The 13,578-nt window shown below is 66.7% G+C and carries 15 protein-coding genes; 7 read left to right on the forward strand and 8 right to left on the reverse strand.

Annotated elements, in window-relative coordinates:
* Positions 1–368: 368 nt before the first annotated feature.
* From ACW170_RS14465 to ACW170_RS14480, 4 genes are all read left to right on the forward strand, one after another.
* Positions 369–1,208, forward strand: coding sequence for an alpha/beta hydrolase (locus ACW170_RS14465; protein ID WP_492087334.1), 840 nt, complete (start codon positions 369–371; stop codon positions 1,206–1,208).
* Positions 1,209–1,245: 37 nt separating this feature from the next.
* Positions 1,246–1,809: an FKBP-type peptidyl-prolyl cis-trans isomerase gene (locus ACW170_RS14470; RefSeq protein ID WP_492087335.1), complete on the forward strand. Its 564-nt coding sequence runs from the start codon at positions 1,246–1,248 to the stop codon at positions 1,807–1,809.
* Between the two features lie 140 nt (positions 1,810–1,949).
* The gene (locus ACW170_RS14475) at positions 1,950–3,917 is read left to right on the forward strand and encodes a M61 family metallopeptidase (protein WP_492089192.1); all 1,968 of its coding nucleotides are present in this window, start codon (positions 1,950–1,952) and stop codon (positions 3,915–3,917) included.
* A 252-nt stretch (positions 3,918–4,169) separates the two neighbouring features.
* On the forward strand, positions 4,170–6,155 hold the full coding sequence (locus ACW170_RS14480) for a M61 family metallopeptidase (protein WP_492087336.1): 1,986 nt from the start codon (positions 4,170–4,172) through the stop codon (positions 6,153–6,155).
* Positions 6,156–6,338: 183 nt separating this feature from the next.
* Here ACW170_RS14480 and ACW170_RS14485 read toward each other — a convergent pair whose 3' ends face one another.
* On the reverse strand, positions 6,339–7,019 hold the full coding sequence (locus ACW170_RS14485) for a type 1 glutamine amidotransferase domain-containing protein (RefSeq protein WP_492087337.1): 681 nt from the start codon (positions 7,017–7,019) through the stop codon (positions 6,339–6,341).
* Between the two features lie 127 nt (positions 7,020–7,146).
* Here ACW170_RS14485 and ACW170_RS14490 point away from each other — a divergent pair, with 127 nt between their 5' ends.
* Entirely contained in the window at positions 7,147–8,058 is a 912-nt protein-coding gene (locus ACW170_RS14490) for a CE1 family esterase (RefSeq protein ID WP_492087338.1), read from the forward strand.
* A gap of 113 nt (positions 8,059–8,171) precedes the next feature.
* On the opposite strand, the gene rplL is transcribed toward ACW170_RS14490, so the two are convergent.
* Together rplL and rplJ are read right to left on the reverse strand one after the other, a co-directional pair.
* Positions 8,172–8,555 (reverse strand): 50S ribosomal protein L7/L12, encoded by a 384-nt coding sequence (gene rplL, locus ACW170_RS14495; protein WP_008259470.1) that lies wholly within the window; start codon positions 8,553–8,555, stop codon positions 8,172–8,174.
* A 62-nt stretch (positions 8,556–8,617) separates the two neighbouring features.
* A complete protein-coding gene (gene rplJ, locus ACW170_RS14500; RefSeq protein ID WP_267513816.1) occupies positions 8,618–9,133 on the reverse strand; it encodes a 50S ribosomal protein L10 in 516 nt (171 codons plus the stop codon).
* A gap of 318 nt (positions 9,134–9,451) precedes the next feature.
* Here rplJ and ACW170_RS14505 point away from each other — a divergent pair, with 318 nt between their 5' ends.
* Entirely contained in the window at positions 9,452–10,159 is a 708-nt protein-coding gene (locus ACW170_RS14505; protein ID WP_492087339.1) for a glutathione S-transferase, read from the forward strand.
* 3 nt (positions 10,160–10,162) lie between these two features.
* Here ACW170_RS14505 and ACW170_RS14510 read toward each other — a convergent pair whose 3' ends face one another.
* The 3 genes from ACW170_RS14510 to ACW170_RS14520 all read right to left on the reverse strand — a co-directional run bounded on the left by ACW170_RS14510 (position 10,163) and on the right by ACW170_RS14520 (position 11,682).
* Entirely contained in the window at positions 10,163–10,660 is a 498-nt protein-coding gene (locus tag ACW170_RS14510; RefSeq protein WP_492087340.1) for a DUF2059 domain-containing protein, read from the reverse strand.
* Positions 10,661–10,747: 87 nt separating this feature from the next.
* Positions 10,748–11,197, reverse strand: coding sequence for an NUDIX hydrolase (locus ACW170_RS14515; RefSeq protein WP_492087341.1), 450 nt, complete (start codon positions 11,195–11,197; stop codon positions 10,748–10,750).
* A 74-nt stretch (positions 11,198–11,271) separates the two neighbouring features.
* A complete protein-coding gene (locus ACW170_RS14520) occupies positions 11,272–11,682 on the reverse strand; it encodes a winged helix-turn-helix transcriptional regulator (protein ID WP_492087342.1) in 411 nt (136 codons plus the stop codon).
* Between the two features lie 50 nt (positions 11,683–11,732).
* Here ACW170_RS14520 and ACW170_RS14525 point away from each other — a divergent pair, with 50 nt between their 5' ends.
* A complete protein-coding gene (locus ACW170_RS14525) occupies positions 11,733–12,341 on the forward strand; it encodes an NAD(P)-dependent oxidoreductase (protein WP_492087343.1) in 609 nt (202 codons plus the stop codon).
* Positions 12,342–12,412: 71 nt separating this feature from the next.
* Here the strand turns inward: ACW170_RS14525 and rplA are convergent, their stop codons facing one another.
* Positions 12,413–13,102, reverse strand: coding sequence for a 50S ribosomal protein L1 (gene rplA, locus ACW170_RS14530; protein ID WP_492087344.1), 690 nt, complete (start codon positions 13,100–13,102; stop codon positions 12,413–12,415).
* A 3-nt stretch (positions 13,103–13,105) separates the two neighbouring features.
* Positions 13,106–13,537, reverse strand: a complete 432-nt coding sequence (rplK, locus tag ACW170_RS14535; RefSeq protein WP_135193053.1) for a 50S ribosomal protein L11 — start codon at positions 13,535–13,537, stop codon at positions 13,106–13,108.
* Positions 13,538–13,578 lie beyond the last annotated feature (41 nt).

The following is a 13,578-nucleotide window of genomic DNA, read 5'->3' on the forward strand; positions in this document are numbered from 1 at the left end:
GTGTTTCCCATGACGCACGACCCGGGGAAGTCGCGCGTGAAATGCAGCAGCCACGGTGCGCGTTTCCGCGTCCGCAGCCAGGTTTTCGGCGTCCACCCTCGGCCCGCTGCCGGGCCAGGACGCCTGAATTGTACCGGCTCCCTGGGGAAGGAGCCGCGCCTTCGCTCCGGTCGGAGGGCGACGGACCGGGCCTCGGCGCTTGCGCGCAGACTCTTTAGGAGTGTTGCGGAACGCGGACATATACTCGCTTCCACGGCGAAATAAAGACCTGGATCGCAGATTTTCGGGAACCAGACGACGCCACGGAGAAACCGCCCGATTGACAACCCCGGCGACCGCCGCATGATCGTTTCAGGGGAGCCCGAACCATGCACAGACGCCTTACGATCCTGGCCGCCGCCGTTTTGGTGTCCGGCTGCCTGTCGATGAACGTCCCTGAAGACGCCTTCTTCTATCCCGACACCCGTCTGGCGGCCGAAAAAATCACCCTGCCCGCAGATGTCCCTATGGGCTTCGAGGCCGATGTCCTCAGCCTTCCCTACTCAGGCGGAACCGTGGGCGTCACCCGGGTTCGGACCGGTCGCGCCGATGCGCCCCTGATCCTGTTCTGCGGCGGCAATATGTTCCGGCGCAGCGCCGGCGCGGGCAAGACCGCCGCCAAACTGGCGCCGTTCGGCGACGCCCTGATGTTCGACTATCCCGGCTATGGCGACACGGCGGGCCAGGCCGACTATGCGAGCTTCATGGCCGCCGGCACGGCCGTCGCCGACGCCGCCCGCGCCCAGGCCGACGCCGAGGGCCGCAAGCTGATCGCCTGGGGCCATTCCCTGGGCGGCCCCGTCTGCGCCCAGGCCGCGCAATATATGCACGCCGACGCCCTGGTCTTGGAGACGACGACCCCCAGCACCCGCGCCGCCGTCGACACCATGGTCGGCTGGGCGCGCCCCTTCGTGCGCATCCACATCGCGCCCAATCTGAACAGCATCGACATCCCGGCCGCGCTTAAAGGCTACCCCGGCAAGGTGGTGGTGCTGGAGGCGGGCCGCGACGACACTTTGCCCGCGTCGCTCAGTCGCCGCCTGGCCCACGACCTTGAAGCCGAAGACGTCCAGGTCGAACACCTCAGCTTCCCTCAGGCCGGCCACAACGACGTCGGCAAACAGCCCGACTTCCAGCCGCGCGTTTCCGCGGCCTTGGCCGGGCTCTGAACTGGACGCGCCCAACAGGGCGTCCTAGCGTCGCCTTATGACTCGCATCGCCCTACCCCTGCTCGCCGCCCTCGCCCTATCCGCCTGCGCCTCGCGCGGCGAGCCCGTCACCTATGCCGAGACCATCTCGGCCGCCGCCCGCGCCGCCGCCGAAGTGGAGGGCCAGTCCTCCCTGACGCCGCAGCAGGCATGGGACGCGGGCAACACCGATTATCTGGCCTGGAACGGCGCCCGGCGCGGCTGGACCACGACAGAAAGCGGCCTTCAGTACCGCCGCGTCGGCAAGGCCCATCCCGAGGGCGCCCAGCCCGCCGCCACCGACACGGTCAAGGTCCACTATCGCGGCACCTTCATCGACGGACGCGAGTTCGACAGCTCCTACGCCCGCAACGAGCCGGCCGAATTCCCGCTCAACCGTGTCATCAAGGGCTGGACTGAGGGCGTCGCCCTGATGCGCGTGGGCGAGATCTACGAGTTCGTCATCCCCGCCTCGCTCGGCTACGGCTCGCGCTGGGTCGGCGGCGGCGAGCTGCCGCCCAATTCGACCCTGCGCTTCTCGGTCGAACTGCTTGAGGTCAAGCCTGCGGGTTCTGCGAACTAGGGCGCCAGGCCCTGCCAGCCCTCGGGCTGAGTCTTCTCGCCGGAGACCAGAAGTGCGGATGCGCCTGACGGTAAGGCTTGACGCCCCGCGCCCTGCGGCGGACTGTCGCGCCCTCCCCAGTGGCTTGAGAGTTCGTGCCGATGATCCCCTTCCGCCTGAGCGCCCCCTCCCTCGGCCTTGGCCTCGCCCTGCTGCTCGTCTCCGCCTCGCCGGCGGCCCTGGCCCAGCAGGCTTCGGCCGCGCCGCCCGCCCTGGCGGCGCCCTTGCCCGCCATCCCGGCCGCCCGCGACGCGCCCTATCCGGGCGTGATCACGCTCGAGATAGACGCCACCAACCTGGCCCAGCATATCTTCGCGATCACCGAGACGATTCCGGTGGCGCAGGCGGGTCCGATGACCCTGTTCTTCCCTGAATGGCTGCCCGGCAACCACGGCCCCGTCGGCCCGATCACCCAACTGGCGGGCATCGAGATCACCGCGAACGGCCAGCGGGTCGAATGGGTGCGCGACACCCTCTCGCCCTTCGCCTACCACCTGACCGTCCCGGCCGGCGCGACCAGCCTGACCGTGACCATGCAACACCTATCGCCGACCACCGGCAATCAGGGCCGGGTGACCATGACGCCCGAGATGCTGAACATCCAGTGGGAGAAGATGCTGCTTTATCCCGCCGGCCACTGGTCGCGGAACATCATGGTCCAGCCGACGGTCAAGTTCCCGACCGGCTGGCAGTTCGGCACGGCGCTGGAGCCGCAGACCAAGGACAGCGACGTCCAGACCTTCAAACCGGTCAATCTGGAGGTTCTGGTCGACAGCCCCGTCTTCGCCGGGCTCCACTATCGCCAGATCGACCTGAACCCCGGCGGCCGCTCGCCCGTTCGCGCCAACTTCGTCGCAGACGAGGCCAAGAGCCTTGAGGCCACCGACGAGCAGATCCAGATCCTGCGCAATCTGGTCGATCAGATGGACCGCCTGTACGGCGCCCGACACTTCGACCACTACGACTTCCTGATCGCCATGACCGACAAGCTGGGCGGCATCGGTCTGGAGCATCACCGCAGTTCCGAGAACTCGGTCGATCCGGAGTTCTTCACCGGCTGGGCCACCCATCTCGGCGACCGTGACCTGCTCAGCCACGAGATGAACCACTCCTGGGACGGCAAGTGGCGTCGCCCCGCCGACCAGTTGGTCCCCAACTTCAACAGCCCGATGCAGAACAGTCTGCTCTGGGTCTATGAAGGCCAGACCCAGTACTATGGCCAGGTGGTCGCCGCCCGCTCCGGCCTGCTGACCAAGGACCAGGCGATGGAGTCCCTGGCCATGACCGCCGCGACCTATGACGCCCGCGTCGGCCGCCAATGGCGCGCGCTTCAGGACACGACCAACGACCCGATCATCAGCCAGCGCCGGCCCAAGGGCTGGCTCGCCTGGCAGCGGGACGAGGACTATTATTCGGAAGGCCAGCTGATCTGGCTCGACGTCGACACGACGATCCGGGAGAAGACCGGCGGCCGCAAGTCGCTGGATGACTTCGCCAAGGCCTTCTACGGCGTCCAGGACGGCAGTTTCAAACCCGCGCCCTATACGTTCGAGGATGTGGTGGCGGCCCTGAACGGCGTCGTCGCCAACGACTGGGCGACCTTCCTGCGCACACGGCTGGACGCGACCGGCCCGGACGCCCATGCGCCTCTGGACGGCCTCGCGCGAGGCGGCTGGCGCCTGGTCTACGCCGAGACCCCGACCGCCTATCAGAAGACCCTGTACGGCGAGTTCAAGCGCAACGACTTCACCTATTCGCTGGGTTTCCAGACCGGTGAGAACAACGCCATCCGCAGCGTCCAGTGGGGCGGCCCCGCCTTCGACGCCGGCCTGGCGCCGGGCATGGAGATCGTCGCCGTCAACGGCCAGGCCTCCAACCCCGACCGCCTCGCCGCCGCCGTCACCGCCGCAAAGGATCCGGCCGTCTCGGTGACCCTGATCATCAAGGACGGCGACCAGTACAAGACCGTCGCCCTCCCCTACCACGACGGCCTGCGCTACCCGCGCCTGGAACGGATCGAGGGAACCCCCGACCGCCTGGGCGACATCCTGACGCCCCGCAAACGCTGAACCCCACTCACCTCCCGTCGGCGAAGGCCGACGGGGAGGACAGGCGGGAGCGTCAGCGAACGCCAGGAGGGGGCGACTCGGTGTCAGACGCTGGCAAGGGTCATCACCGCTGTCGGAGTCGCCCCCGCCTGGTCGCAAGCGCGACCGGTCCTCCCCGCGCGCCTTCGCGCACGGGGAGGTGACGTTGTGTCCCTTGACGCCTCTCCTCCGCTCCCCGACGGTGCGTGCCTGCCCTCCCGTTCGGATGACCTGATGTCGCGTACCCGCCTGACCGCCGCCGCCTGCCTCGCCGCCCTGATGACCGCCGCCCCGGCCCTGGCCCAGGACTTCACGTCCACGCCCGTCGTCACCGACCCGAACCAGGCCGCTCTGGCCCTGCCCCGCCCTCAGCCCAGCATCCCCGCCCCTGCCGACACCCCCTATCCCGGCGTCATCCAGTACCGCGCCGACATCACCGACCTCGACCGCCGCATCATCCGCGTCCGCCAGACCATCCCCGTCGCCGGTCCCGGTCCCCTGACCCTGCTTTATCCGAAATACCTGCCCGGCAACCACGCCGACACCGGCCCGATCCAGCTGCTGGCCGGCCTGACGGTCACGGCGAACGGACAGCGGATCGAGTGGCTGCGCGACACCCTCGATCCCTACGCCTTCCACCTCGACATCCCGGCCGGTGTGACCCAGATCGAGGTCGCCTTCCAACAGCTGACCCAGCCGGACAGCTCCAACTGGCGCGTCCTGATGACCCCGGCCATGGTCAATCTGCAGTGGGAGAAGGCCATCCTCTATCCGGCCGGCTACTACAGCCGCCAGATCCCGATCGCCGCCTCCGTCGCCCTGCCCGCCGGCTGGAAGTACGGCACGGCCCTGACCACGGCGTCCCGCGAAGGCGACGTCGCCACCTTCGAGACGACCGACCTCTACACCCTGATCGACAGCCCGATGTTCGCCGGCGCCCACTACCGCCGCGTCGACATCGACCCGACCGGCGCCCCGTCTGAATCAAGGGTCCACCTGAACCTCCTCGCCGACGAGGAGAAGGGTCTCGCCGCCACCGACGAGCAGTTGAAACTCTACGAGAATATGGTCGCCCAGGCCGACCGCCTGTTCGGCGCCCGCCACTTCGACAACTATGAGTTCCTGTTCGCCCTGACCGACCAGATGGGCGGCATCGGCCTGGAACATCACCGCAGTTCCGAGAACACCGGCGCCCCCGGCTTCTTCACCGACTGGTCCAAGAGCGCCGGCGACCGGGGCCTGCTGCCGCACGAGTACGTCCACTCCTGGAACGGCAAATTCATGCGTCCGGCGGACGAACTGACCGCCAACCACAATGTCCCGACCCAGAACACCCTGCTGTGGGTCTATGAGGGCCAGACCGAATACTGGGGCGACGTTCTGGCCGCCCGCGCCGGCCTGCACTCCAAGGCCGTTGCCCTGGCCACCCTGGCCAATGTCGCCGCCTTCTACGACAACCAGCCGGGCCGTCAGTGGCGCGCCCTTCAGGACACCAACAACCACAACCTGCTCGGCTACCGCGTGCCGGGCCAGTTCCCGTCGTGGATGCGGGGCACGGGCGACTACTACCGCGAAAGCCTGCTGGTCTGGCTGGACGCCGACACCCTGATCCGGGCCGAGACCAACGGCCGCAAGTCGCTCGACGACTTCGCCAAGGGCTTCTTCGGCCATGACGACGGCGAATGGGATCCTCAGGGCTATACCTTCGACCAGGTCGTCGCCGCCCTGAACGCCGTCCACCCGCATGACTGGGCCGGCTTCCTGCGCGACCGGCTCGACGCCGTCGGCCCCGACGCCCGCGCCCCTCTGGCGGGGATCGAGCGCGGCGGCTGGCGCCTGACCTATACCGACACCCCCGCTGCCGATGAAAAGGCCGTCAACACCGGCTGGGCCAACGACTTCCAGTATTCGCTGGGCTTCACCCTGGCCGGCGACAAGATCGCCAACGTCCGCTGGGGCGGCCCAGCCTTCGAACAGGGAATCGGCGCAGGCTGGAGCCTGGTGGCCGTCAACGGCAAGGCCGGATCGGCCGAGGTGCTGCGCAACGCCGTCACCGCCGCCAAGGGGACCGACGCCCCGCTCGAACTGCTGATCAAGTCCGGCGACCGCTTCCGCACCGTCGCCTTCGACTACCGCGACGGCATGCGCTATCCGCGCCTGGAACGGATCGAGGGAACTCCGGACCGCCTGTCGGATATCCTCGCACCAAGGCGGCGCTAGAACGGTCACCTCCCCGTCGGCGAAGGCCGGCGGGGAGGACAGGCGGGAGCGTCAGCGAGCGCCGGGTGGGGGCGAGGCGGTGTCTGACGCTGGCGTGGTCGTCACCGCCGTCGGAGTCGCCCCCGCCTGGTCGCAAGCGCGATCTGTCCTCCCCACGCGCCTTCGCGCGCGGAGAGGTGAGCATCACCCCTTCAACAACCCCAGCAGGGCCTCAGCCGCCTCACGGGATGACGCCGGGTTCTGCCCCGTCACCAGCTTGCCGTCGACCACGACATACGACCCCCAGTCCGGCCCCTTGGAATAGTCGCCGCCGTTGGCGCTCAGCACGTTCTCGACCAGGAAGGGCACCACCTCGGTCAGGCCCACGGCCTCCTCTTCCGAGTTGGTGAAGCCCGTCACCTTGCGGCCTTCGACCAGCGGATTGCCATTCGGGCCATTGACCGACTTCAACACGCCGGGCGCATGGCAGACGAAGCCAGTCGGCTTGTCCGCCTTGGCGAAGGCCTCGATCAGGGCGATGGAGTCGGCGTCGTTCGCCAGGTCCCACAACGGCCCGTGCCCGCCGGGATAGAAGACGGCGTCGAAATCCTCGGCCTTGACCGACGCCAGTTCGACCGTCGCGGCCAGGGCGGCCTGAGCCTCGGCGTCGGCCTTGAACCGGCGGGTGTCCTCGGTCTGGGCGTCCGCGTCATCGCTCTTGGGATCCAGCGGCGGCTGTCCGCCCTTCGGCGAAGCCAGCACGATCTCCGCGCCCGCGTCCTTCATCGCATAATAGGGGGCGGCCAGTTCCTCCAGCCAGAAGCCGGTCTTCTTGCCGGTGTCGCCGAGTTGGTCGTGCGAGGTCAGAACCGTCAGGATCTTCATGTGGGGGATCTCCTTTTCAGGCCTAACAAATGGGAAGCCAGACCGATCCCGCCAATGCGACGGTCGGCCGTGTGTCGCAGTTCGGGAATCGCTGCACCCTGCGAGCAGTTCAGAGGAGACACGAAGCATGAGACATTGGCTCGGAGCCATGGCGTTCGGACTGGCCGCATTTGGTTTGACCTCGGTCGCCAAGGCTGACTGCGTGATCGGGGAACCCGGCGCCACCCGCACCGTCGCCTTCGGTCCCGACCGGCGCACGGTGCAGATCCACATTCCGCGCAGCTTTGACCCCGCTCAGCCCGCGCCCCTTGTCTTCGTCCTGCACGGGAGCGGCGGCACAGGCGCGGCGATCCTGAGAGATTCCAAACTGGCCGAGACCGCCGACCGGCACGGCTTCATCGTCGCCGCGCCCGACGCCGGTATCCCGGTCGACCGGGGCTTCGTCTGGAACGTCCCCGGCGTGCCGACCATCACAGGCGACGTGCCGGGTCCAGACGACGCCGACGACGTCGCCTTCCTAGTGGAGACTGTCGAGGAACTGGCGTCCCAAGGCTGCGTCGATGACAGCCGGGTCTACGCCACCGGCCTGTCGGGCGGCGGTCGGATGACGTCCTGGCTGGGCTGCGTGGCCTCCGACCGGTTCGCCGCCATTGCGCCGGTGGTCGGCCTCCGAGCGGGCAATCCTCGCAAAGGCTCGCCTGAACGGCCCGATGCGGCCACCTGCCGGCCGTCCCGCCCCATGCCGGTCATCGCCTTCGCCGGCGACGCCGACACCACCAACCCGATCCAGGGCGGCGGCGCCCCCTACTGGAGCTATACGATGCACGCCGCCGAGCAGCGCTGGGCTCAGTTGAACAGCTGCGCCACGCCCCGCCCGACGCTCTGGGTCTCGGCCTCGGTCTATGAGGAAGGCTACGCCGACTGCCGCGAGGGCGCCGAGGTCATCGGCCGCATCACCCGCGACGGCGGCCACAGCTGGGTCGCCGACAACGAAGCCATGTGGGCCTTCTTCGCCGCCCGATCACGCCCGCAGAACTGACGCCCCGACCAACGGCCTCAAGTAGCGCGAAGCGCGATAGGCCCCCAAAAAGAAAGGCCCGGCGGTTTCCCGCCGGGCCTTTCCGATATTCAGCAAATGCCGAAAGTCAGATCTTACTTGATCTGGACCTTGGCGCCGGCTTCCGTCAGCTTCTTGGCGACTTCGTCGGCGGCTTGCTTGGAGACGTTCTCGACCACGTTCTGCGGAGCGCCTTCGACCAGGTCCTTTGCTTCCTTCAGACCCAGGTCCGAACGCACGCCACGGACTTCCTTGATCACGTTGATCTTCTTGTCGCCGCCGTCGATCAGGACGACGGTGAACTCGGTTTGCTCTTCGGCGGCTTCAGCCGGAGCGGCGCCACCACCGGCCGGCATGGCCATGGCGACGGGAGCAGCGGCGCTGACGCCCCACTTTTCTTCAAGCAGCTTCGACAGTTCAGCAGCTTCGAGAACGGTCAGAGCGGACAGGTCTTCGACGATCTTGGCGAGGTCAGCCATTGTCAGTTTTCCTTCGGAGGATTGGTTTTAGAGAGTGATGCAGAGATGAAAGGCTGTGCCGCTTACGCGGCTTCCTTGGTGGCGTAGGCGTTGAACACGCGAGCCAACTGACCGGCGGGTGCTTGCAGCACGCCGGCGATCTTGGTCGCGGGCGCATTGAGCAGGCCGATGATTTGGCTGCGGACTTCGTCGAGGGTCGGGAGCTTGGAAAGAACTTCCACGCCCTTCACGTCGACGACGGTTTCGCCCATGAAGCCGCCGATGATCTTGAAGCGATCATTGGTCTTGGCGAACTCGGTGGCGACCTTGGCGGCCGTACCGGGGTTCTCGGCGTATGCGATGCCCACGGGCCCCTTGAACAGGCCGTGGTAGTCGCTGCCTTCTTGAGCTTCGAGCGCCTTCAGCGCCAGGCGGTTCTTGACCACCTTGAACGCGGCGCCTTCTTTGCGAAGGCGGCCACGCAGGTCTTCCATTTCCGCAACGGTCAGACCCAGGTTGTGGGTCACGACCACGGAGCCGGCGTCGGCGAATACGCCCTTGAGCGTTTCGATCGACTCGGCTTTTTGAGCGCGGTCCATTGCGGTCTCCAGTCTTGGTATTCGCCGCCGGGCTTATTCCCGACGACGGATTGGCCAAAGCGCCGCGCATCTCTGCGAAGCGTTAAAGCCGGTCGTATTGTCCGAAGGATGCGTCTGACGGCGTCCGTCCCGGAATGCGGGCTGACAGCGCTGGTTCGCGTCCCCATCTCCCCACGGCGTCAGAGGGCTCTCTGACAGTTATGGCCTGGGTGACCCCCACGCCCCGAAGTTCTCGGACAGGACCGTCAAAGGGATGAACCTCTGACGGGAAGCGGCGCTCATACAGGGAGCCCGACAGGAAATCAAGGAGCCGAGCGCATGGCCTATGAACTCTACTACTGGCCGACCATCCAGGGGCGGGGCGAGTTCGTCCGCCTGGCGCTCGAGTCCGCCGGCGCCGACTATGTCGACGTCTCGCGGCAGGACGAGGGCAAGGCGATGATGACGCTGATGGAGACCGCAGCGACGCCCTCCTTCGCTCCGCCCTTTCTGCGCCTGGGGGACCGCACCGTCGGCCAGGTGGCCGCCATCCTGGCATGGCTGGGTCCGCAGTTGGGGCTCAGCCCGAACGGCGACAGCGACCGCGCCTGGCTGAACCAGATCCAGTTGACCTTCGCCGACCTGGTCGCCGAGGCCCACGACACCCACCACCCGGTCGATCTGATGGCCTACTACGACGAGCAGAAATCCGAGGCCGCCCGCCGGTCCAAGGTCTTCCGTGAGCAGCGGATCGGGAAGTTCCTCCGCTGGGCCGAACAGGTCCTCATAGCCAATCCCTACGGCCAGGACTGGCTGGTCGGCGAAAGCCTGACCTATGCCGATGTGTCTCTGTTCCAAGTGGTGGAGGGCCTAGGCTATGCCTTCCCCAAGACGACCGAGGCCGTGCTCAAGACCACGCCGCATATTGTCGCCGTCCGCGACAGGGTCGCCGCTCAGCCCCGCGTCAGCGCCTATCTAAAGAGCGACCGCCGCATCCCGTTCAACGACGACGGCATATTCCGTCGCTATCCCGAACTGGACGGCTGAGGCTTACTGGCGCCCGAACTTGCGCCCTGTTTGGCCACCCGCCTCGCAGTCGAATTGGGCGCAATATTTGGTCATCAACTCTTCGATGAAGGCCGTCAGATGTTCCATAGTGATCTCGTTCATCACCGCGCTTAGCTGAAGCGTCTTCGTCGCGACCTGGCGGCCTACGGGACTGTCATAGAAGGCGATCTGGGCCTCCAGCTCTTCGACTGTGAACGTGGCGGCATAGTGAGGGACCATGTCCGCCATCATGTCATCAACCATGGAGGTCAGCATGCGCGGCGCATTACTCCGCAGCCAAGCCGCCTCCTCAGCGCCCTGCCCCTCTGCGTCCGCCTTGGCCAACTGATCGGCGATCATCGCCTCCATGACCTTGCTAAAGTTCGGCCCGGCTGAGAGTTGAATAACCCGCTCCGCCAACGCCGTCCGCTGAGCCAGGCCGCGATCCTGCGCCGCGACAGGTCCGACCGCGAACAGGCCAAACAGAGCCGCGACCGTCAAAAGCCCAATGATACGCATATCGTCCCCCTCGCCCTTCTTATCCGAGCACGGCGTGTAGGTAGCCAGAGGGAATCGCCTCTCGGTTGCTCAATCGCTCGGAGGCGTGGCGGCGAAGTCGCGGATCAGCAGGGCGAGGTCAGCTTCGTGAACGCTGTCCGCCGCCGCCTCGGGCGTCATCCAACGCCGGTCGCGTTGGTGCGCCTCGGGCCAATCGCCCAGCTGGAGCACGACCTCCATCGGATAGACGGCGACGACGTGGCGCTTCAGCTCGCCACTGCGAACGATCTTGGCGTAGCGGAAATGACCAATGGTCGTCGCCCCGATTGGACCATGGATCCCCGCCTCCTCCAAAGCCTCCTGCGCCGCCGCCTCGGCGTCGGTCTTGCCGGCCATGCGACCGCCCTTGGGAATGACCCAACGACGCGTCTCACGTGAGGTGATCATCAGGATTTCCAGACCCGCCTCGCCGCGTCGCCACGGCAGGGCGGCGACCTGGCGCGTTTCGGAACGGCCTGTGCGTTTCGCGGCTTTGGCCATACTCTATCCCCGTCAGGCGCGGCCTCCAGAACGCCGTTTCCGTCATTCCGTCAACCGCTCCGCGTCCGGAAAGTTCAGTCGAGGCGCCGTTCGTCATAGGCCGCCTGCGCCTTGCCGACCTCGGCCATATTGTCCTCAGCCCAGTCGATCATGGCCTGAAGCGCATCGACCAGCGTACCGCCCAGCGGGGTCAGGGCGTAGGAGACCGAGACCGGCACAGTCGGCGTCACCGTGCGGGTGACCAATCCGTCCCGCTCCAGCTGGCGCAAGGTCTGGCTCAACATCTTCTGCGACACGCCCTCGATACGCCGACGCAAGGCGTTGAACCGCATCGGTTCGTCCCGCAGCAGCGTCAGTACCAGCGTCGTCCACTTGTCGGCGACCCGGTCCAGCAGCTGCCGCGTCGGGCAGGCGGCGGAATAGACATCAGGCGGACGGGTTTCCGTCTGGTGACCAGATGAGAGCAAAGTGCCTTCTTGTGACATAGGCCATCTCATAACACTTGGTATCCATTGGATACCACAGGAGATCGTCCATGAAAGTTGCAGTCCTCGGCGCCAGCGGTCGCGCCGGCTCGGAAATCACCAAGGAACTGGCCGCGCGTGGCCATACCGTCGTCGCCATCGCACGCAAGCCCGACACCATCCCGGCCGCGCCCGGCGTGACGGCGACGGCAGGCGACGCGTCCGATGTCGCCGCCCTGGCCCAACTCATCACGGGTTCGGATGCGGTCGTCAGCGCGCTGCACCACAACGTCACCGCTGACACCCTGCTGTCCGCGCTGAAGAGCGCTGGCGTGCCCCGCCTGCTGGTCACCGGCGGCGCCGGCAGCCTGGAGGTCGCGCCGGGTGTTCGCCTGATCGACACCCCGGAATTCCCTGAAGAGTTCAAGCCCTACGCCCTGCCCGGCATCGCCTTCCTGGACGACCTCCGCAGCGAGACCCAGATCGATTGGACCTTCTTCTCACCCGCCGCCTTCATCGAGGAAGGCCCCCGCTTAGGCGTCTTCCGCACCGGGGGGGACCAGTTGATCACCGACGACAAGGGCGAAAGCCGCATCAGCTTCGCCGACTACGCCATCGCCATGGTGGACGAACTGGAACAGCACAACCACAGCCGCGCCCGCTTCACGGCCGCCTACTGACGCTCAGACACCAAGAAAAAGGCCCCGGAGATCGCTCCCCGGGGCCTTCGTCATTCTGGAACGGTGAACGCTTAGGCGCCCAGCGAGGCCGGGTCGACCTTGAAGCCCGGGCCCATCGTGGTCGACAGGCTGATGCGCTTCACATAGGTGCCCTTGGCGCCGGCCGGTTTGGAACGCACCAGGGCGTCCACGATGGCCTTCACGTTGGCTTCCAGGGCGTCCTGGGTGAAGGAGACCTTGCCGATGCCGGCGTGGACGATGCCCGCCTTCTCGACGCGGAACTCGACGGCGCCGCCCTTGGCGTCCTTGACGGCCTGGGCCACGTTCGGGGTCACGGTGCCGACCTTCGGGTTCGGCATCAGGCCGCGCGGGCCCAGCACCTTACCCAGACGGCCGACCAGGGCCATCATGTCCGGAGACGCAATCACGCGGTCGAACTCCATGAAGCCGCCGGCGATCTTTTCGTACAGATCTTCGGCGCCGACGTGCTCGGCGCCGGCTGCGGTGGCTTCGGCCGCCTTGGCGTCCTTGGCGAAGACGGCGACGCGAACGTCACGGCCCGTACCCGACGGCAGGTTGACCACGCCACGGACCTGTTGGTCGGCGTGACGCGGATCGACGCCCAGGTTGACCGAGATCTCCAGGGATTCGTCGAACTTGGCCTTGGCGTTTTCCTTGGCCAGCTTGATGGCGTCGGTGAACGGCAGCAGGTCTTGGCTGACGCCGGTGCGGGCTTTTTGAGCCTTGGTTTGCTTGGCCATGGTTTAGCCCTCCACCACTTCGAGGCCCATCGCGCGGGCGGAGCCTTCGATGATCTTGGTCGCGGCGTCGAGGTCGTTCGCGTTCAGATCTTTCATCTTCTTTTCAGCGATCTCGCGCAGTTGCGAAACCTTGACCGTACCAGCCGTTTCACGGCCGACCAGCTTGGAACCCGACTTCAGGCCCGTGGCCTGCTTCAGGTACCAGGTCGCCGGCGGCGTCTTGGTCAGGAAGGTGAACGACTTGTCCTGATAGACGGTGATCACGGTCGGAAGCGGGGTGCCCTTGGCTTCCTTCTCGGTGCGCGCGTTGAACTCCTTGCAGAAGCCCATGATGTTCACGCCGCGTTGACCCAGAGCCGGGCCGATCGGGGGCGAAGGCGTGGCCGAACCGGCCGGCACTTGCAGCTTGATATAGCCGAGAATCTTCTTGGCCATTGGTCTCTCCTATGAATGACCCGACGACTTAACGGCGGGCC

The sequence above is a fragment of the Brevundimonas sp. FV2ps16 genome, from assembly GCF_058681075.1.

Excerpts from the sequence above, each read along its gene's own strand:
- rplK (WP_135193053.1), bottom strand. The coding sequence starts at position 13,537 with ATGGCCAAGAAGATTCTCGGCTATATCAAGCTGCAAGTGCCGGCCGGT.
- ACW170_RS14505 (WP_492087339.1), top strand. The coding sequence starts at position 9,452 with ATGGCCTATGAACTCTACTACTGGCCGACCATCCAGGGGCGGGGCGAG.
- rplL (WP_008259470.1), bottom strand. The coding sequence starts at position 8,555 with ATGGCTGACCTCGCCAAGATCGTCGAAGACCTGTCCGCTCTGACCGTT.
- rplA (WP_492087344.1), bottom strand. The coding sequence starts at position 13,102 with ATGGCCAAGCAAACCAAGGCTCAAAAAGCCCGCACCGGCGTCAGCCAA.
- ACW170_RS14515 (WP_492087341.1), bottom strand. The coding sequence starts at position 11,197 with ATGGCCAAAGCCGCGAAACGCACAGGCCGTTCCGAAACGCGCCAGGTC.
- ACW170_RS14525 (WP_492087343.1), top strand. The coding sequence starts at position 11,733 with ATGAAAGTTGCAGTCCTCGGCGCCAGCGGTCGCGCCGGCTCGGAAATC.
- ACW170_RS14520 (WP_492087342.1), bottom strand. The coding sequence starts at position 11,682 with ATGTCACAAGAAGGCACTTTGCTCTCATCTGGTCACCAGACGGAAACC.
- ACW170_RS14465 (WP_492087334.1), top strand. The coding sequence starts at position 369 with ATGCACAGACGCCTTACGATCCTGGCCGCCGCCGTTTTGGTGTCCGGC.
- ACW170_RS14480 (WP_492087336.1), top strand. The coding sequence starts at position 4,170 with ATGTCGCGTACCCGCCTGACCGCCGCCGCCTGCCTCGCCGCCCTGATG.
- ACW170_RS14490 (WP_492087338.1), top strand. The coding sequence starts at position 7,147 with ATGAGACATTGGCTCGGAGCCATGGCGTTCGGACTGGCCGCATTTGGT.
- ACW170_RS14485 (WP_492087337.1), bottom strand. The coding sequence starts at position 7,019 with ATGAAGATCCTGACGGTTCTGACCTCGCACGACCAACTCGGCGACACC.
- ACW170_RS14475 (WP_492089192.1), top strand. The coding sequence starts at position 1,950 with ATGATCCCCTTCCGCCTGAGCGCCCCCTCCCTCGGCCTTGGCCTCGCC.
- rplJ (WP_267513816.1), bottom strand. The coding sequence starts at position 9,133 with ATGGACCGCGCTCAAAAAGCCGAGTCGATCGAAACGCTCAAGGGCGTA.
- ACW170_RS14470 (WP_492087335.1), top strand. The coding sequence starts at position 1,246 with ATGACTCGCATCGCCCTACCCCTGCTCGCCGCCCTCGCCCTATCCGCC.